The following is an 18,966-nucleotide window of genomic DNA, read 5'->3' on the forward strand; positions in this document are numbered from 1 at the left end:
TCAGCTTGCTGCCATCTTTATACTATACATTGTTAATTTTCAGCTAGAAGGAAGCCCCTTACCCGTGCGCACTACTGAACTTGTATCCGGATTTCGCCAGTCAGCTCCCTATGTTAATGCTCACCGTGGCAAAACCTTCGTGGTAATGCTGGGCGGCGAAGCTATTACCCAACCAGGGTTTCGCAGCATTATTAATGATATAGCACTGCTAAACAGCCTTGGAATTAAAATTGTACTGGTGTATGGCGCCAGACCACAAATTAACCAGGCGCTGGGCCAAGCAGGACTTGAGCCTACTTACCATAACCGGGTTAGAGTAACCGATGACGACTCGTTCAAGCTGATTAAACAGGTAGCCGGAGCACTGCAACTGGATATTACCGCCCGCTTATCGATGAGTTTAAGCAACACCCCGATGCAGGGCGCTCAGATAAACGTGGTAAGTGGTAACTTTGTCATAGCCCAGCCACTGGGCGTGGACGAAGGCATTGATTATCATCATAGTGGCAAAGTGCGCCGGATTGATGTTAACGGTATCCGCCGTCAGTTAGATCACAACGGCATTGTGCTGATGGGGCCCATTGCCGCATCGGTAACCGGTGAAAGCTTTAATTTAACTGCCGAGGATATTGCCACCCAGGTCGCGATTAAGCTGAAAGCCGATAAAATGATTGGTTTTAGCGAGGTTGGCGGCATAACTGAGCCAGACGGCGACATTATTGCTGAATTAATGCCAAATGAAGCCGAAAATATTTTAGAAGAACTTTCGGAAAACAAATCAGCGTGTCCTGGCACCCTGGCGTTTTTACATGCAGCCATTACTGCCACCCGTGGTGGCGTGCCACGCTGCCACTTAGTCAGTTATGATGAAGACGGTGCCTTACTGCAGGAGTTATTTTCCCGAGACGGTATCGGCACCCAGATTGTTACCGAGTCAGCTGAAAAGTTACGCCGCGCTACCATTCGCGATATTGGCGGCATTCTGGATTTAATCCGCCCGCTGGAGCAACAGGGTTTGCTGGTACGCCGCTCGCGCGAGCAACTGGAAATGGAGATTGACTACTTTACCCTGATTGAGCGCGATGGCCTGGTGATTGGCTGTGCGGCACTTTATCCGTTTGTTGATGAAAACGTGGGCGAATTTGCCTGTCTGGCGGTACATCCCGACTACCGGGATGCCGACCGCGGCTACCTGCTGTTGAAACATATTATTCAGCAGGCCCGCCAGCGTCGCTATGACAAAGTATTTGCCCTGACCACCCGCAGCATTCACTGGTTTTTAGAGCAGGGCTTTGAGCTGGTTACCGTTGACGATTTGCCCAGCCAGAAAAAGCAGCTATACAACTATCAGCGCCGCTCAAAGATCCTGGCGTTAACCCTGTAACGCTATTAAACCAAGCGGCTATACAATAAACCGGTCTATCAGCCGGTTAAGCTCACCCGACAACTGGCGCAGTTTTACACTGAACTCTGCCAGTTTAGTGGCTGAGCCGGTGCTTTCGTCAACCAACTGGGCAACGTTATGCACACTTTGCCCCAGATGTTGCACTACCGCAGCCTGCTCATCCGTAGCGGTAGCTACCTGCCGGTTCAGCTGGTCCAGCTCCCGGATACCGTCAACAATGTGCTGTAATTCCGCCGTCGCCTGCTGCATGGCCTGCGCACTCTCGCTGGCCTGTTGTTTACCTTGCTCAGCTGCACCTACTGCCTGCTGCGACTCTGCCTGTAACTGATTAATCATCTGCTGAATCTCATCAGTCGCGTTGGCGGCGCGCTGGGCAAGCTGCCGAACTTCGTCGGCAACCACGGCAAAACCACGACCATGTTCACCCGCCCGGGCAGCTTCTATTGCCGCGTTTAATGCCAGTAAGTTAGTTTGTTCGGAAATAGCCCGGATAACATTAAGAATGCCGCCGATTTTATCGCTGTTTTTAGCAAGCGTTGTTACTACCGCGGCAATATGATCCACTTCAAGAGTAAGCTTTTGCAGGCTTTGGCTGGTATTGCTGATTACTGCAAGCCCCCTGCTGGCATTTTGATTTGTATGTTCTGCTGTATCTGCTGCTTTTGCGGCATTTCCAGCCACTGCGCTTATGGTATTTGACAACTCTTCAATTGCAGTGGCAATACCGGCCAGTTTGTCGCGCTGATCCTGGGCCAAATCACGGTTTTTGCTGGCGCTGTCATCTACCTGAGTAGCCGACTGCTGTAATTGTTCACTTTGCTGATGCAACCGGGTAATCAGACCATGAATTTTTTCGACGAAATTGTTAAAGCCGCTACCTATCTGCCTGACCTCCAGCGCACCATCTGCAGGCAAACGTTGCCGTAAATCACCTTCACCCTCGCCAATGTTTTGCAGGGTTTCTGCCACAGAATGCAGACGGCGGGTTAAAGAGCTGGCCAGTAACCAGGCCAGTAAGCCCGCTATCAGCGTGGCTGCTAAGCCTGTTAACAACAAGGTGTTACGTAATTGCCGCACCGGGGACAGCACTTCAGCCAGCGGCACCTGCGCCACCACAGACCATACCGTGCCCTGCACCGGCACACTTACCAGTAATAAATCGTCAGTTACCTGGGTGCGCAAAACCGTTCCCGCTACCAATTTTTCGGTTACGGTACTGCCGTATAACTGCGCCATGGTTTGCTTGCCAATCAGACTGGTGTCGGGGTGAATAACAATATTCCCATCTCCATCTGCCAGATAAGCCAGCCCCGTATCGGCAATCCGCACTTTGCTGAGAAAGTCGACCATTTGCTGCAGCGATACGGCAATGCCCGACAAGCCACGGCCATTTAGCTGCTGATAATTAACAAACATCCGTACCTTGCCGCCAGGCTCAGTGAACAAACTGACGTTGGTGGCGGCTGCCGAATCCCTGAACGCAAAAAACCAGCCGTCTTCCTGCTGATTCAGTACCCGCAGAAAACCATCCTGATTCCAGTAGCGGCCAGTTTGCCTATCTGCCCAGGAAGCGGCGTCAAGACCAAGCTGATTTTTAACATTGCGGATTTGCTGCAGGAGTAAGGCTTCCTGCTGGCCAGAGAAACCTTGCTCAGCCCATTGCAAAATATAAGGGTTTTCAGCCAACTGACGGGTTGCTGTGGTCATCTGGCTTACCTGGCTTTCCAGAGTCTGGCTAATCTGGCGCACCACCGCCGGCATTTCATGCTGCAGCATCCGGTTAACAACCAGCTGTTTCGCCTGACGGTAGGCGAGCACACCGCTTAAAACTGAACTGAGTAATATCAGTAGAACCAATACCAGCACAAATTGCTGTTTAACTGTCATCTTATTAAAAGAAGAAACCATGCCAACCCCGTAATGGCTATTTTCATGGCAGAAATCATACTGAATTCAGATGACAATGCGAGCTTTTATCGCAACAAAAAAATTGCAGAATTACTCTGTAGCACTCTCGGAAACAGCTTGCCGAACCTGCCTGGCCAGTGCGCGGGCAGTGGTCCATTTACCACCCGAAACCGTCAGTAGCTGTCCCTGCCAGTTAAGCTGATATTCGCGGCTGGCCTTACTGGCATTCTCGCTGCCGCCCAGTAATGGCCGTACGCCGGCAAAATCGGCCAGCACGTCGTCTGGCTTTGCGGCAGGTTGGAAGTAATGATTATAGGTTGCCAGTAAATAATCCCGTTCTTCAGCCGAGCAGGCAATGGGCTCATCCAGCTGTTGTCTTACCTCTGTTGTTCCTAACAGGGTATTCCCCTGATAAGGCAGCACAAAAATAATGCGTGCCTCAGCGGGCACTTCCAGCATATGGCCATACCGGCTTATTGGCGGCAACAGTAAATGGCTGCCACGCACCAGATCAAGTGGCTGCTGCTCCAGGCCTGACTTTGCCAGCAGCTGCTGGCTCCATGGCCCTGCCACATTGATAACCCGGTCATATTGCTGCCAACCGCTTTCAAGCAGAATGCGGCCATCGGTGCTTACCTGTATAACCGGGCTATGTTCTGAAAGCTGAACGCCCGCTTTGCTGCATTGCGCGGCCATCCACAAACCAAGTTTACGGTCGTCCATCTGGCCATCAAAAAATAAATAAGCGCCAAGCAGCCCTTCTGCTTTCAACGTGGCAGAGCAACGCAGCGCCTGTGCAGCATTCAGCCAGCGATGACGGCCTATGCCCTTTCGTCCGGCAAAGGCATCATATAGCCATAAGCCAATTTTCAGTTGCCAGCGGGATCGGCGCGAGTCGCTATATATCGGGTAAAGAATGGGTAACCGCCGGGTCAGCTGCGGCGCCTTTTTTAACCACCAGCGCCGCTCCTGCAATGCTTCCCGTACTAAACGAAACTCGCCTTGCTCCAGATATCGCAACCCCCCATGCAGTAATTTAGAAGAAGCACTGCTGGTGGCCGCCATCAGGGTGTCGCGCTCAAATACCGTTACCTGATGACCTGCCAGCGCCAATTGCCAGGCACTGGACAAGCCATTAATGCCTCCACCCACTATCGCCAGCTTCATTAACGCTCCTTAAACTTATTAACAATGATACTTGTAGGCTCAGGAATTTACTGACTAAACTAGGTCAATGTCCGTTGTAATTTGTGGTAACGGCTGCCCGGCATCTTGTTAGCAACCAAAGCTAACCTGGTGTCTGCTGATCTACTGATACAGATTAACTGATGACGGAGCATAAACAATGAAAACATGGCGAAATTGTGGCTATATACTCCTGCTGATAGCCATGCTGATTGGCTGCAGCGAGCCACCACAGCTGGCTGCTGTTAAACAGCAACTGGAAAAAGACCTTCCTGCTGGCTGGCAACTGACCGGCTTTAATGTTGAAGCCAGCGAAGAGACAGGCAGTAAGGTTGAACCGGTATGGCAATACCGGATTGTGGCCAGCATGGCACCCAAGGAGAACCTGCACTATAGGGTTGGTAATTTACTGCAGACCGATATTCTGGAAGTTGCTCAGAAAAAGAAACAGCAATTTCAGTTGCACGGTATTGCGTACTCCAGCCTGGAAGCAGGTCAGTGGCGCAGCCGGCTCGATATTCAAACCGTGCCTCAATTCCGGCCGGGTAAACCTTTAGCAGCCTTTAGTCCGCAGCATGTACTGCAAGGCAGTTCAGATTATAAAAAACTGCTAAAACAGGCTAAGCAAAGTTTAACGGAGCAGCAACAGAAAATTGCGGTAGATGAAGAACAACTGGCAAAAGGTATCGCCCGTTATAACGAATTAAACCGCGAGCTGCAGGAGAAAACCCGGCTGTCGGCAGAGCAATTGGCCAGTTTACAACAGCAGTTTTCGCAACAACGGGCTGATTTACAGCAGCAGGTTAGCAGCCAGAGCCGTGAGTTAAGCAGCCAGTTACAAGCTGAACGACAACAACAAACCGCTCTGTTTAAACAGGAATATGATAAAAAAGTGGCTGAAGTGGATGCTGAGCACCGGCTGGCAAGGGCTAACTTTTCTGCAGAGCGCACCCGTGCCCGGGAAGCACGTAGCGCCGCGCGAACCAAAACACGTGATGAGTTTTCCGCCGACACCAGCGCTGCCCGTAAAAATATGGCCCGGGCCGATTATACCGTCTACAAAGCAGAGTCCGATGAAAAGCTGCGACAAGCCTATCAGCAGATTGAACAGCAATATCAGGTACAATTGGCTGAGCTGAAAAAGCAAGAAGATGAGCATAATGCAATCAGACGTAGCACACTGGATACCTTAAATGCAGCTTACCGGCAACAGATAGCTGAGCTCAGCGACCAGCAAAGCAGCCAGAGCAATACGGTGCGGGCCGAACTGACACAACAGCAGCAGGACACCCGGGCCAAACTGGATGCAGAGTTGCAGCAAGCACGCAATAGTCATCAGGTAATGTTGCAGGATAATAACCGCCAGTTGACAGAGCTGAGAGTGCAACTGGACAGCCTGCAGCGTCAGCTAAGTGAAGCAAAAAATCAGTATGGCCAGCATAGTCAGTTATTAGCCCGGCTGGAAGCTGCGCCGGGCAACTAAGTCAGCAACACTAAATCGTTGCGGTGTATTACCTCTTCACCGGGGCAGTATCCCAGCACCGCAGCGATATCTTTACTGTGCAAGCCAGCAATTTTCATTAACTCCTGCGCACTATACTGGCAAATCCCTTTGGCCAGCGGTTGCTGGGCCTGGTCAACGATTAGTACCGCATCGCCTTTGTCAAAGCTGCCTTTGCTGCTGATAATGCCACTGGCAAGTAACGACGCGCCTTTACTACGCAGTGCAGCCTCAGCACCCTTATCCACTTCAACAATACCATGCTGCTTTAAGCTATTGAGGATCCAATGTTTTTTGGCACTTAGCCGATCTTGCTGCCGGGCAAAACGGGTGCCAGCAGGTAAGTCATTCAGCAAGCGATCAAAGCTGCCGGCATCCTGACCATTAATAATCAGGGTGTCGATACCTGCTTTGGTGGCTTTTTCTGCTGCCTGAATTTTAGTCAACATGCCGCCGGTGCCAATAGCATGATGGCTGCCGCCGGCCATGCTGTAAATCGCAGGGGTAATTGCCGCGACTTCGCTAATGTGCCGGGCATCTGATACCAGCCTGGGGTTTGCCGTGTACAAACCGTCAATGTCTGAGCAAATTACCAGCACATCAGCATCCACCACTATTGCCACCAGTGCCGCCAGATTGTCGTTATCGCCCAGCTTCAGCTCTGCCGTTGCCACCGAGTCGTTCTCGTTGACAATCGGCAGCACCTGGTTAGCCAGCAGCGTGCGCAGGGTGTTATCGATATTCAGGTAACGGCGGCGATGTTGCAGGTCGTCATGGGTAAGCAGGATCTGAGCACAATCAAAGTCGAACAGCTGGCTCCAGCAAGCCATCATCCGGCTCTGACCAACTGCTGCCATGGCTTGTTTTATGTTAATTGGCAGAGGCTGTTGCTTAGCGGCAATGGCGTTGCGCCCGGCTGCTACACTGCCGGAAGACACCAGTACCACCTCTTTACCTGCCAGGCGGCATTCAGCAATAAAGCGGGCGATGGTTAACAAATAACGGGTAGAGCACCCATGCGCGGCCGGCGCAATTAAGGCACTGCCTACTTTAATAACGATACGACGCCATGACGTAAAAGCCATAACACACTCCCGCTTAATAATGGCAGCAGCTTACGATTCAGGTGTCTATATGTCTATAAATTTTTAAGCACGGACCTTAATTACGCACCATAGCAACGTCACACTCACCTGCAGTTAAATGCGTAAAGTTACCGTAAGCGGCGATGACCAGTTCCTGCTCGGTATACCGGCGCACATGCCAACTTACCTGGCCACTGCCAAACGCGGGATGATCAATGACAAAATTGCCCGTTTGCTGGCGGATATTGTAATTAAAGGTGTCATGGCGCTGGCCTTGCTGAATATGCTGCGTCATTTTATTTTCAGCAAATACCCAGGTTTTGCTCAGCGTTTCATCGCGGTAAACCGTGCCGTCAAGTACCTTAGACGTACCCAGTTCACACCAGCTACCCGCCAGCAACGCCAGCGGCTTCTGCGCTTCACGCTCACCGAACAGCATGTTAATTTGCGCTTCATCTCCGCTAACGCAAGGCGAGCCCTGAAAAACGACGCTGCCATCAGCTGCAGTGCACTTAAACACACTTGCGTGGACTTGCATTGCCCATCCCAAAACTAATAGAAAGCAAAAACAACGAATTATAGTTATCATTAAAATACGTCCTGATTATCCCTAAACAGCAGGCAGCCATTCTTGCCACCCAAAACCTGCTTACCTTACCCAATAATACGGGAAAAGGGAATTCTATTTACATTAAGTCTACAAGTGCTGAAAAGTTAAAACGTAAAGAAAGTACACCCACTTAAGCAAATTATTAAGTTCAGCAGCAATTCAGAGAACGGTGCTATGCTCAACCTGTAATTTTAAGGAGCTTGTTATGAAATTGATGTCTTTTGCAGTTACAACCCTTGTCGCCAGCCTGGTGCTGGCTGGCTGTGCTAACCAGTCTAACGCAACCAGAGGTGCCGCCATTGGTGCCGTAGCCGGTGCTATTGCAGGTAAAGCTACCGGCAACCATAAAGATAAACGGCTGGTGATTGGCGCCGCTGTTGGCGCCCTGGCTGGCGCCGCTGTCGGTAGCTACATGGACAATCAGGAAAAAGCGATGCGCGAAGAACTGAGCGGCTCTGGTGTAAGAGTTATTCGCGAAGGCGATATATTGAAACTGGACATTCCGGCCCAGCTAACCTTTGATATTAACCGCTCTGACATTAAATCGAATTTATATCCGGTTTTTAATGATATCGCCAAAGTACTGCGCGAATATGAAAAAACCATGTTGGTGATTGCCGGCCATACCGACGATACCGGTCCGTATCAGTACAATATGAACCTGTCAATGGCGCGGGCAGACGCCGTGAAAAACTATTTAATGGCGCAAAATGTGCAATCTATCCGGTTAGAAACTCAGGGCTACGGCCCGAACTATCCGGCAGTACCCAACACGTCAGACGCCAACCGGGCGCAAAACCGCCGGGTAGAAATTCATATTGAGCCAATTGTTGAATAGCTGTCCAGGCTAACCGACATAAAGAAAACAGCGCCATTTGGCGCTGTTTTAGTTCAGGACTGAAATTTTTTAGTGTCGACTAAAAGCGATAGCTCACTTTGCCGTAAATAAACTGACCTCGGGGGTTGTGAACCCTTGATGCATAGCCATATAAGTCGGCGTCACCATCACCTATAGCAAATGGTGGATCTTCATCCAGCGCATTATTCATGCCCAGCACCAGTTGGGTTTTCTCGTTCAGACTGTACCTTAGCTGCACATCTAACAGCATTTGAGCGCTGATCGACCGCGTCGAGGTGCTTTCAACGTCACTTGGTGCAGCGTAGTCTTCAAATTCACCTATATAACTCAGGCTGGTCACCACTCCCCAATCCCCGTGACTCCAGTCTGCGGCTGCCAACCAGCGATGTTGCGGATAGTTATATTCACCGGCGTAATCAATACCATTTTTCTCAAATTTACTGATATACGACCAGTCAAGGTTAAACCTTACCTGCCCCATATTCTGTAACCCCAGAAGGTAAGATGTTGATAGGTCTAAACCTGTTGCTTCCTGCGAACTGACATTAACATAGCTGTTAAACAGTCTGGACAATTCACCAAGCGTTTGTCCTGGCAAGGGGTCTAAGCGGACACAAACGGTGCTGTTCTGATTATTACACTCGGCGTTATAGACGTTCTCAAAATCATTTTTATCAATTTTATTGTCCTGAGTAATACTCCAGATATCGACGGTAACATCAAACTGATCATTAACCTGCCAGACAGCGCCAACATTAAATGTTTCTGATTCCTCAGGTTTCAGCCCCTCGCTGCCAACAAAAACGATGGTATAGTCGGTAGCGGCACATGCCGGGTTAGTTGGATCCGCGGTCGGACAACGGAAGGTATCGGTAAAAAACACCGATTCCTGAGATGGTCCTAAACCAATCTGAGCCAGGGATGGCGCCCTGAAGCCCTGACCAAAAGACGCCCGCAGGGTGAAGTTATCCCTTGGTCGCCATTTCATCGTGAGTTGAGGGTTGGTGGTTGAACCAAAATCACTGTAGTGGTCATAGCGACCCGCCACAGTAAATTCCAGCTGATCAGATACCGGCACTAACAGTTCAAGATATGCCGCATATTGATCCCGGGCTGCCTGGGCAGAGACCGACTCCGTACCGAAAATCAGCCCGCGTTGAAATTGATCATCTGGCTGATCAAATGCATCTTCCTCGCGATATTCCACACCGGCAGCCAACGACACCATCTGGTCACCTAAAGCAAAGGCTTCGCCGCTAATGCTGGCGTCGTATGCCGTAATATGCGACTCACCACGCCGAACCAGCGAGGTGGTTATTGCGTCAATTACTTCAGCTGAATTATAAACACCACCGAACGGGTTATAATTGCCCAGATTAATTTGCTCCTGCAGGAAGTCTGTCCGCACCCAGCCTTGCTGCTTACTACCTGTCTGCATAGACTCACTGCGGCCTTTCTGCGCAGATAGGTCCCAGTCCCAGTTTTGTAACTGGCCGCGTAAACCGACCACCAGGCGCAGAGAGTCAGACTCAATATCCCAAACCCTGGGGCCCGCATCTACCGTGCGAAAGCGGTTTATTGCAATATCTTCACCAAAGGGATTGTTTGGGTGAGACGCTGGCACCGTTAAACCGGCATCACCATCCAGCGGTGTTGCCGCACCTGATGCCTGCGAACGGTTATGTTGCACAGCAAGCTCAACATAGCCCTGCAAATTTGTTGTCAGCTGCTGACTACCCTGAAAAATAGCACCAACCCGTTCTGCTGCCGGCACAACCATACCAAAGGGCCCGTAATCGAATACGCAGGTTTGACCAAATGCCTGATCCGCCGGACACCCAGGATCAATCCGGGTTTCGCCATTTACAATAAAGTTGCCGGGAAAGCCCCGCGAAGAGCGTAAATCCAGGCCGCCATAAGGCGCCTGATTCGCTGTACCAAACCGGCCCATTTCCGCTCCGGTGATGACGGTATTTTTAAAGTAATCCAGGATCAGGGTGGCATTGGCATCATCTGTTTCTGTGCCCCATACCAGACTTGCTGAGGTTTCATCATACGAGGGCCCGGTCGTACCGCCGTGGCTGACACTGAGCTCTGCACCGTCAAAGTCTTTGCGTAAAATAATGTTAACAACACCGGCAACGGCATCTGAACCATAAACCGCTGATGCGCCATCTTTCAGTATTTCAATCCGCTCAATTGCCGCAACCGGAATACTATTAATGTCGACAAAAGAGTTCGCAATGTTTTCTGCAAAAGCACTTACCGCTACCCGCCGGCCATTAATTAGCACAAGTGTGGCATCTGAACCAAAGCCACGTAAACTGATCGCCGCACCACCGTTAGCGGTAGAATCCTGATTATTACCCCGGGTAGAGAAAGTACCGGTACCTGCAACCGGCGTGCGCTCCAGCAACTGCTGTAAATTGGCAAAACCTGACTTTGCAATTTCATCACGGCCAATTACAGCAATAGGAGCGGCACCTTCCAAATCATTGCGTTTAATGCGGGAGCCAGTAACTTCGATTCGCTCAACCTGTTGCGAAGTTGCTTGCTCTGAGTTTTGTTGCGCCGCACTGATTTCACTATAAACCAGAGAGTTTACTGCCAGCGCACAGAGGGAAAATTTAAATAACGTTTTCATATGCTTCCTTATTGTTATTTGCGTTGCGTACTACAACTTAGTCTGCAACCATGGTTTAGCATAAAAAACAGCAAATTAACACAGGTCGGTTTAAATTAACCCTTGAGACAATTCAGAAAGCTTTTATAACGCGATAAATACAAAAAGGCTCCGCGTTGCGGAGCCTTTTTGTTAAACAATTCGCTTTGAAAATGCTGAATCTAATACTGAATATTAATTTCCTGCTTGCGCGTATTGCCGCTCAAGCGTTACTGCCTGTGCCTGTAAACCACGCAAAGTAGCACGTTCAGCGCTGATACGCTCAGCAAAACGTTGTTCGGTACGTTCGATTTTCTGAGCAATTGCGGTAACTTCTTCTGCCCGCGGGAAACTGCGTCTGAGTTTATATTGTTCAGCTTTAAGCTCTTCAAGCAACAAGCTTTTTTCCTGCTCAAGCTTTGCTATCTGAAACTCGACAAAGCGACTTTTCCGTTTTACTGCATCAACCTGTTGTTTAAACTCACCAGGTGTACCCGACAGTGCCGTGCCTACCGGCCGCATATCAACTGCTTCAGCATCCTTTGCGCATGGAAACTGGCTAAACTCGACAACGCCATTGGTTTCGCATTTATACACCGTCGCCTGCGCTGAAAACGCCCCAAAAAATAATAACGACAAGTATCTCATATTACTTCACCCTTTTTATGAGCAATAAATGTACAAAAGGCTTGCCAATTAAGCAAGCTTTGTGTTTTATTTATTTTTACGTTTCGCTGGCCGTTCTCTGTACAGTCTACTTTGAACTTCCACTTAATTGGTTTGCAGGGCTTTTTTCATAAAGTTTGGCAAGGCGCCTGCGGCTTTATGAATGTCAACGTTATAGTATTCTGTTGCAAATGGGGCCTGTTGGGCATCAGCTTCCCGAAACCCGTTAAAAGCGGCATCTTTGCGTGCCAGTGTACAAGTCCACCAGCCTGACGGATACACCATCTGCGGGAAGTTAAGCGTTTGCAGGGCAGCGAAGCCCGCATCGCTCATCGCCTGGCGCATTGCTGATAACAACGGCATATGAATTAACGGCGATTCACTTTGTTGTACCAGAATTCCGCCTGAACGCAGCGCCTGCAGGCAGCTGGCATAAAACGCCCGGTTAAACAGCCCCTCTCCCGGACCAATAGGATCGGTAGAGTCGACAATAATTACATCAACCGAGCCTGCCGGCGCTTCACGCATAAACTTTATACCATCAGCAAACTGCAGGGTTGCCCGCGGGTCATTATTTGATGCACACAACTCCGGAAAATACTTTTCTGCCATCCGGGTAACCTGTTCGTCGATATCAATCTGGGTGACTGTCTCGACACCGGGGTGTTTCAATACTTCACGCAGCGTACCGCAGTCGCCACCACCGATAATTACCACGTTTTTTGGATCCGGGTGAGTAAACAGTACCGGATGACTCAGCATTTCATGATACAAAAAGTTATCGCGGCTGCTGAGCATTATCACATCATCAATCACCATTAAATTACCGAAATGACTGGTTTCATACATCGCAATTTTCTGGAACGGCGACTGCACTTCATCCAGTTTTCTGGTAATCGCCAGACCAAAGACGCTGCCACTGTCAGCAAAAACTTCGGTCAGCCACTTTTTGTCATCAAATACTGACATTTTCATTCCCCTTTAACGTATAGGTCGCATATTTTGCCTGTATGGGCGGCAACAAACAAATTTTTATCGTTTTTTGCTGCAGCGTAATGGCATAGGCTTTACACTATCTGACAGAGAAATTTTTAAGGAACCGTAATGGCTGATTGGGGTATTGAAAAGGCACGTTCTATTTATAACGTTGCTGTATGGAGTGAAGGCTACTTTGACGTGAATCAGGATGGCAACTTAATTGCCTATCCGGATCAGGATCACAGTAAAGCGGGGATCAGCTTTCCGGAGCTGACTAACCGCTTTAAAGAAGAAGGCCTGACCCTGCCGGTACTGGTGCGTTTTACCGATATATTGCAGCACCGGGTTGATACCCTGATCAAGTCGTTCAGAAATGCCAAAGCTGAAAAAGATTATCAGGGCCAGTACACGGCTGTTTATCCGATTAAAGTTAACCAGCAGTTTTCGGTGGTCAAACGCCTGATCAGCCATGAAAGCGGCAAAGTTGGTCTGGAAGCGGGTAGTAAGCCCGAACTGATGGCCATTCTGGGTGTTACCGAAAAACCACTGCAGATTGTCTGCAACGGCTACAAAGACAGCGAATTTCTCAGGCTGGCGACCATTGGCCAGATGATGGGCCACACTGTCTATGTCGTAGTGGAAAAACTGTCTGAATTAAAAACCCTGTTACGGGAAATTGATAATTTAGGCGCCGCTCCCCGTATCGGTATCCGAATTCGCTTAAATTCAGTTGGTAAAGGTAAGTGGCAAAACACCGGTGGTGAGAAGGGTAAGTTTGGTTTAACGGCTACCCAGGTACTGCAGGCGATTGATGTGCTACGCGCTGCCGGCAAGCTCGACCTGCTGCAGTTAGTGCATTTTCATATTGGGTCGCAAATTGCCAATATCCGCGATATTCATAACGCCATTCGCGAATGTGCCCGTCACTACGCTGAGTTGCGCACACTGGGCGTGCCTATTACCACGGTGGATGTTGGTGGCGGTTTAGGGGTCGACTACGAAGGCTCAAAGTCACGCTCAGCATGCTCAATGAACTACACCATGATGGAATATGCCCGTAATGTGGTAACTGGTTTAAAGGAAGTGTGTGACGAGTACGACTTACCCCACCCGAATATTATTACTGAATCAGGCCGGGCGATGACCGCGCACCACGCAGTACTGGTTACCGACGCTATTGATATTGAACGGGCACCCGGTCTGGTAAATCTGCCCGAGCCAAGCGAAGATGCGCCGACCGTTATTTTAGGCCTATGGGATGCCTATCAAAACGTGACGCCACGCTCAGCCATTGAAGCCTATCACGATGCTATTCACTACTTTACCGATGCGCATGCCCAGTATGTCCATGGTTTATTGACGCTGCAGGACTGGTCGCTGCTGGAGCAGATTTACTTTGCCACCATTAACAAAGTACGGGCCAACCTGGATTTATCTGCGCGCTCACACCGGGCAATTCATGATGAACTGAACGAGAAACTTGCTGATAAATTATTCGTTAACTTCTCGCTGTTTCAGTCAATGCCAGATGCCTGGGGTATCGACCAGCTGTTTCCGGTAATGCCGCTGGAAAGGATGAAAGAGCCGCTGGATCACCGGGCAATTATTCAGGATATAACCTGTGACTCTGACGGCCAGCTTAAAAGTTACGCCGATGGCAATGGTATCGAATCCAGCTTGCCACTACCGGTATACAAAGAAGATGAACAGTATTTACTGGGCATGTTTATGGTTGGCGCCTATCAGGAAATCTTAGGTGATTTGCATAACCTGTTCGGTGATACCGACTCTGTGCATGTTGAGCTGACGGATGATGGCGGTTATAAGTTAACCAATATTATTAAAGGTGATACGGTGGCCGATGTGCTGCGCTACGTCCAGTTTGATGCTGATAAGCTGCTGAGATCATATACTAAGCAGCTTGCTAAACTGGATATGACGGCTGTGCAGAAAGACGCCTTGCTGGATGAGCTTAAATCCGGCGTATATGGTTATACCTATTTCGAAGATTAAGCTAGAATAGCCACTGATCGGACAAGTACAGAGCAGCCCAGGGCTGCTCTGTTTGTCTCAGGCTTATTTCCTGTGGCTGTTACCGGCTACACTAAATAATCAGGTGCGCTATGTTATCGTTTCTACCAAAGCCGATTGTCGGCGTATTATCAGTAATACTGTATTTCCTCAATACTTTGTTCTGGTTTGTGCCGGTAACAATATTAGCCATATTAAAGCTACCTCCTGTCAGCCGCTGGCAAAGCTGGATGACCTACCTGCTGGACGCCTGTGCCGTTGCCTGGATTAGCGTTAATAATTTTACCACCGCGCTGTTTACCCGGATCCACTGGAACGTCCAGGGGCTGGAGCAGTTATCCCGCAAAGACTGGTACCTTATCCTGGCCAACCATCAGTCGTGGGCAGACATTCTGGTTTTACAGAACATTTTTAACCGCAAAATTCCTTTTATTAAGTTCTTCCTGAAAAAAGAACTGATATATGTGCCACTGCTGGGCATATGCTGGTGGGCGCTCGATTTCCCGTTTATGAAGCGCTACAGCAAAAGCTTTCTGCAGAAAAATCCGCATTTAAAAGGAAAAGACATTGAAACCACCCGCCGCGCTTGCCGGAAGTTTCAGTTTAAACCGTCCACTATTATGAATTTTGTCGAAGGTACCCGCTTCACCAAAGAAAAGCATGATCAGCAGCAATCACCGTTCAGCCGGCTGTTAAAACCGAAAGCCGGTGGCGTGGCGTTCGTGCTCGGTGCCATGGGCAATCAGCTGCATAAAATGCTGGATGTGACCATCTATTATCCGCAGGGCATCCCCAGTTTCTGGGATTATATTTCCGGTAAAGTTCGTGATATAACTGTCAACATTAACGTATTACCGATCACCAACGATTTGATTGGCGACTATAACGATCCGGTTTACCGCGAGCACTTTCAACAGTGGGTAAACCAGTTATGGCAGCATAAAGATCAGGAGTTGGCCGCATTAGCGCAAAAAGGAGTAGCCTGATGTTAAGCTTTTTACCCGGTTGGTTACTGTTACCTGTCAGCTTTAGTTGTTTTGCGCTGAACCTGGCGTTCTGGGGTATTATTGTTACCCCTATAGGCATCTTTAAACTGCTACTGCCGTTTAAAGGTGCGCACAGAGTGCTGGCGATGGCTGGCCGCAGCTGTTTTCGCGGCTGGACTATGGTGAATACCGGCCTGATTAACCTTTTTAATGACGTTAACTGGCAAATCAGTGGCGAGCAGACGCTTGACAGGGAAAGCTGGTATCTGCTGATTGCTAATCACAAAAGCTGGCTGGATATTCCGGTGGTTAGTGGCTTTGCCCATCCCCTTATTCCAGAACCCAAGTTTTTCTTAAAAGATCAGTTAAAATGGATCCCGTTCCTCGGAACTGGATGCTGGGCGCTCGATATGCCCTATATGAAGCGTTACAGTGCAGCAACGCTGGCTAAATACCCGCATTTAAAAGGCAAGGATATCGCCACCACCCGTAAATCGTGCGCCAAATTTTTAACGGTGCCCACCACCATTATTAATTTTGTTGAAGGTAGCCGCTGCACGGAACAAAAACGCCTGGCCAGAAAGAGTCCGTTTCAGTATTTGCTGCCGCCAAAAGCCGGCGGAATTGCCTTTACCCTGGCCAGCATGGGTGAACAGTTTAATGCTATTCTGGATTTAACCTTGATTTATCCGGATAACCAGCAGCATGTTGCGCTTGACATGCTGATGGGCCGCCTGAAAAGAATTGTGATTAAAGCAGATGTGCTGGCAGTTGATGAACAGGTAATTGGCGACTACTTCAATGATCCGGCATTTCGCGAGCGCTTTCAGCTTTGGTTGAATCAGCGCTGGCAGGCTAAAGATCAGTATATTCAGGCGTTTTATCAGCAAGAGCAGCAAACCACTACCGCACAGCAACAAGCTTTGCGCCCAGGCCAACAGCTTTAACAGCGCTCTGCCTGCAGCAGCAGGTTGCGTGGTGTTACCTGATAATCGCAAAACGCGGCCAGGGTAACCTGATAACCATGCTGTTGCAGGTATAGCGCGCGGTCCAATACCAGCCAAAGCTCCAGCGGTCGCCGGAACAAATGCCTTACCAGTTCAATTCGCCTTACCAGTGCTGCATGTTTGGCACCTTGCAGCAAATAGTGATGCCAGTCAGGTGCTGCAGGCAGTTGCAGCTGATGTTGCTGAGCGGCCCAGCGGCCAAAATCAGCAAAATCACCACTGAACCAGTGCTTACCAACTGACGACAATGGCTGGTAACGGTTATCACCGGTCAGGTCTGTGCGCAGAGCCTGATAAGCCAGGCGCCACTGCACTTCGGTATGCCTTAGCTTTTCAACCCGGGCGCCGGCCGTTACCTGGCCCTGCACTGCCAGCTTTAAATCATGTTGACTCAGCACTAGGTCATGCTGCTTTGCCAGTGCTGATAATGGCTGATAGCACTGTTCGTGAATCAGATGGTAACAGCAGGGAACAATATGCAACTGCCGGCAACCGGCCGCAACCGCCTGTTGCAGCAACTGAATATGCAGCTGGCCACAGGCATGCAGCGCCAGTACCTGCTGCTGCGCTGCCAGCACAGCACTGCCTTGCGCTGTTAGCACATCAGCATGAACAAAGCGTTGCGGGATATGAAACTGGCTGGCCAGGGCACTACCATCAGCGCACAGTTGCTGCTGCCACTCGATACTGGTTACCGGCCGCTGAAACTGCCAGGCCAGTAAGCGCCCCAGGTGGCCTTTACCTGCGCACCATTCCAGCATTGGCAGCGAACTTGCTGGCAGTCGCCGGGCAAAAGCGTTGATCTGCTCTAATTTACGGCCGCCAATGCCGTTGGCCAGCCAGAAAGGTATAGGTTTTACCTCGTTGTCGGTCAGGGTGTTACCGGTGGCTCGCAGATAGGTGTCGAGCTCAAACAAACCACTGAAAAAGTCTGCAAAATATTGTTGTTGTAAGGCCGGGTCCTGGTCAATCTCTGCCAGCGCTTCCTCTGGCAGACCCATGAGCTTTTCCACCAGCGCCGGATTATGCCAGGGTAATTGCTGGCAGGCAAAAGGCACCAGTTGCCAGTACTCCTGGTACTGCTTAAGTAAGGTACTGCAGTGGTTAAACGCCTGTTGCAGTGCAGAGTTGTTAGTCACCGGTAGCAGCTAATACAGCAAGCTGTATAACTTACGCCGGTACTGGCTGGCAACAGCATCGCCCTTAGGTAAGGCAGCCAGAATATCCAGAAACAGTTTTTTACTGTCACCGTAGTTTAAATCCTGTCGCAAAATACCCAGTAACAGCGCCAAAGCCTCTTCACTGCGTTGTGCTGCCTGATACTGCACGGCTAATTGCTCTTTAAGGTTGTTGTCATCAGGGCTGGCCGCCAGTTGTTGCTCCAGAGCCCGGATTTCCGGGGTATCGGCCGCTTCCAGCGCCAGTTCCAATTTTGCCAGCACCGCTTTATATACGCTGTCCTGATCGGCCAGCTTTACTTCTGCCAGTAAAGCCTGGGCCTGCGGTAACTGACCAAGGCTGATGGCTGTATCCGCAAGCCAGACTTTCAGGTCGGCACGCTCTGGCGCGATATCGACCGCCTGCTTAAACAACGGATATGCTTCAGCCGGGTTTTGTTCGGCCAGAAACTGCTGCGCCCGGGCTATCAGCTCATCTTCCGGCTTGGGTAAATAAGGCTGCAATCGCGCCATAATCGCTTGCTCGGTTTCAACACCGGCAAAGCCATCTACCGGCCGGCCGTCTTTAATCAACATTACCGTTGGCAACGACTGCACACCAAACTGCATGGCTAAATCCTGTTGCTGGTCGCAATCTACCCGGGCCAGTAATAGTTGCTGCGGGTACTTTTGTACTATTGCGGTTAACACAGGCGTTAACTGCTGACAGCCTTCACTGCGGGCCGAATGGAACTGAAATATTACCAGTTGGTTTTTCGATTGCTCCAGTACCTCGCGGACATTCTGGATGGTGACATCAATGATCGGGCTTTGCATAACTGACTGGTCCTGTATTTCGCCGTAATGGCATTACTATGTGGCCGCAGCTGCCATTTTACAAGGTAACGGTAACCGGCGGCAAATCC

Annotated in this window: 15 protein-coding genes; 6 read left to right on the forward strand and 9 right to left on the reverse strand. The window is 49.9% G+C overall.

The window, feature by feature from the left end; all coding sequences use genetic code 11:
- Window positions 1-64: 64 nt before the first annotated feature.
- The gene (gene argA, locus KQY15_RS09590) at window positions 65-1,384 is read left to right on the forward strand and encodes an amino-acid N-acetyltransferase (RefSeq protein WP_217668960.1); all 1,320 of its coding nucleotides are present in this window, start codon (window positions 65-67) and stop codon (window positions 1,382-1,384) included.
- Window positions 1,385-1,402: 18 nt separating this feature from the next.
- On the opposite strand, the gene KQY15_RS09595 is transcribed toward argA, so the two are convergent.
- Window positions 1,403-3,313: a methyl-accepting chemotaxis protein gene (locus KQY15_RS09595; protein WP_217668961.1), complete on the reverse strand. Its 1,911-nt coding sequence runs from the start codon at window positions 3,311-3,313 to the stop codon at window positions 1,403-1,405.
- Window positions 3,314-3,403: 90 nt separating this feature from the next.
- Entirely contained in the window at window positions 3,404-4,480 is a 1,077-nt protein-coding gene (locus KQY15_RS09600; protein WP_217668962.1) for a glycerol-3-phosphate dehydrogenase/oxidase, read from the reverse strand.
- Between the two features lie 178 nt (window positions 4,481-4,658).
- Here KQY15_RS09600 and KQY15_RS09605 point away from each other — a divergent pair, with 178 nt between their 5' ends.
- The gene (locus KQY15_RS09605; RefSeq protein WP_217668963.1) at window positions 4,659-5,981 is read left to right on the forward strand and encodes a coiled-coil domain-containing protein; all 1,323 of its coding nucleotides are present in this window, start codon (window positions 4,659-4,661) and stop codon (window positions 5,979-5,981) included.
- On the opposite strand, the gene proB is transcribed toward KQY15_RS09605, so the two are convergent.
- Both proB and KQY15_RS09615 read right to left on the reverse strand, forming a co-directional pair.
- Window positions 5,978-7,084, reverse strand: coding sequence for a glutamate 5-kinase (gene proB, locus KQY15_RS09610; RefSeq protein ID WP_217668964.1), 1,107 nt, complete (start codon window positions 7,082-7,084; stop codon window positions 5,978-5,980). The genes KQY15_RS09605 and proB overlap by 4 nt on opposite strands.
- A gap of 76 nt (window positions 7,085-7,160) precedes the next feature.
- A complete protein-coding gene (locus KQY15_RS09615; protein ID WP_254795581.1) occupies window positions 7,161-7,622 on the reverse strand; it encodes a DUF4124 domain-containing protein in 462 nt (153 codons plus the stop codon).
- A gap of 277 nt (window positions 7,623-7,899) precedes the next feature.
- Between KQY15_RS09615 and KQY15_RS09620 the strand changes: the two genes are divergently transcribed.
- Window positions 7,900-8,532 carry a YiaD family glycine zipper/OmpA-like lipoprotein gene (locus KQY15_RS09620; protein ID WP_217668966.1) on the forward strand — a complete coding sequence of 211 codons (633 nt, stop codon included), beginning with the start codon at window positions 7,900-7,902 and terminating at the stop codon, window positions 8,530-8,532.
- A gap of 79 nt (window positions 8,533-8,611) precedes the next feature.
- Here KQY15_RS09620 and KQY15_RS09625 read toward each other — a convergent pair whose 3' ends face one another.
- From KQY15_RS09625 to speE, 3 genes are all read right to left on the reverse strand, one after another.
- A complete protein-coding gene (locus tag KQY15_RS09625; protein WP_217668967.1) occupies window positions 8,612-11,197 on the reverse strand; it encodes a TonB-dependent receptor plug domain-containing protein in 2,586 nt (861 codons plus the stop codon).
- A gap of 213 nt (window positions 11,198-11,410) precedes the next feature.
- Entirely contained in the window at window positions 11,411-11,863 is a 453-nt protein-coding gene (locus tag KQY15_RS09630) for a DUF4124 domain-containing protein (RefSeq protein ID WP_217668968.1), read from the reverse strand.
- Window positions 11,864-11,986: 123 nt separating this feature from the next.
- Window positions 11,987-12,850 (reverse strand): polyamine aminopropyltransferase, encoded by an 864-nt coding sequence (speE, locus tag KQY15_RS09635; protein ID WP_217668969.1) that lies wholly within the window; start codon window positions 12,848-12,850, stop codon window positions 11,987-11,989.
- Between the two features lie 135 nt (window positions 12,851-12,985).
- Between speE and speA the strand changes: the two genes are divergently transcribed.
- The 3 genes from speA (at window position 12,986) to yihG (KQY15_RS09650) (ending at window position 16,823) form a co-directional block, all read left to right on the forward strand.
- Window positions 12,986-14,872, forward strand: coding sequence for a biosynthetic arginine decarboxylase (speA, locus tag KQY15_RS09640; RefSeq protein WP_217668970.1), 1,887 nt, complete (start codon window positions 12,986-12,988; stop codon window positions 14,870-14,872).
- Window positions 14,873-14,982: 110 nt separating this feature from the next.
- Complete coding sequence (yihG, locus tag KQY15_RS09645; protein WP_217668971.1) at window positions 14,983-15,876, forward strand: 1-acylglycerol-3-phosphate O-acyltransferase, YihG family; 894 nt, start codon at window positions 14,983-14,985, stop codon at window positions 15,874-15,876.
- Entirely contained in the window at window positions 15,876-16,823 is a 948-nt protein-coding gene (gene yihG / locus KQY15_RS09650; RefSeq protein WP_217668972.1) for a 1-acylglycerol-3-phosphate O-acyltransferase, YihG family, read from the forward strand. Before yihG (KQY15_RS09645) ends, yihG (KQY15_RS09650) begins: the two co-directional genes overlap by 1 nt.
- On the opposite strand, the gene KQY15_RS09655 is transcribed toward yihG (KQY15_RS09650), so the two are convergent.
- On the reverse strand, window positions 16,820-18,022 hold the full coding sequence (locus tag KQY15_RS09655) for a methyltransferase (RefSeq protein WP_217668973.1): 1,203 nt from the start codon (window positions 18,020-18,022) through the stop codon (window positions 16,820-16,822). The two genes, yihG (KQY15_RS09650) and KQY15_RS09655, sit on opposite strands and share 4 nt — an antisense overlap.
- A 9-nt stretch (window positions 18,023-18,031) precedes the next feature.
- A complete protein-coding gene (locus KQY15_RS09660; protein ID WP_217668974.1) occupies window positions 18,032-18,877 on the reverse strand; it encodes a tetratricopeptide repeat protein in 846 nt (281 codons plus the stop codon).
- Between the last annotated feature and the right edge of the window lie 89 nt (window positions 18,878-18,966).

The sequence above is a fragment of the Arsukibacterium indicum genome (assembly GCF_019100565.1).
Lineage (GTDB): Bacteria > Pseudomonadota > Gammaproteobacteria > Enterobacterales > Alteromonadaceae > Alishewanella > Alishewanella indicum.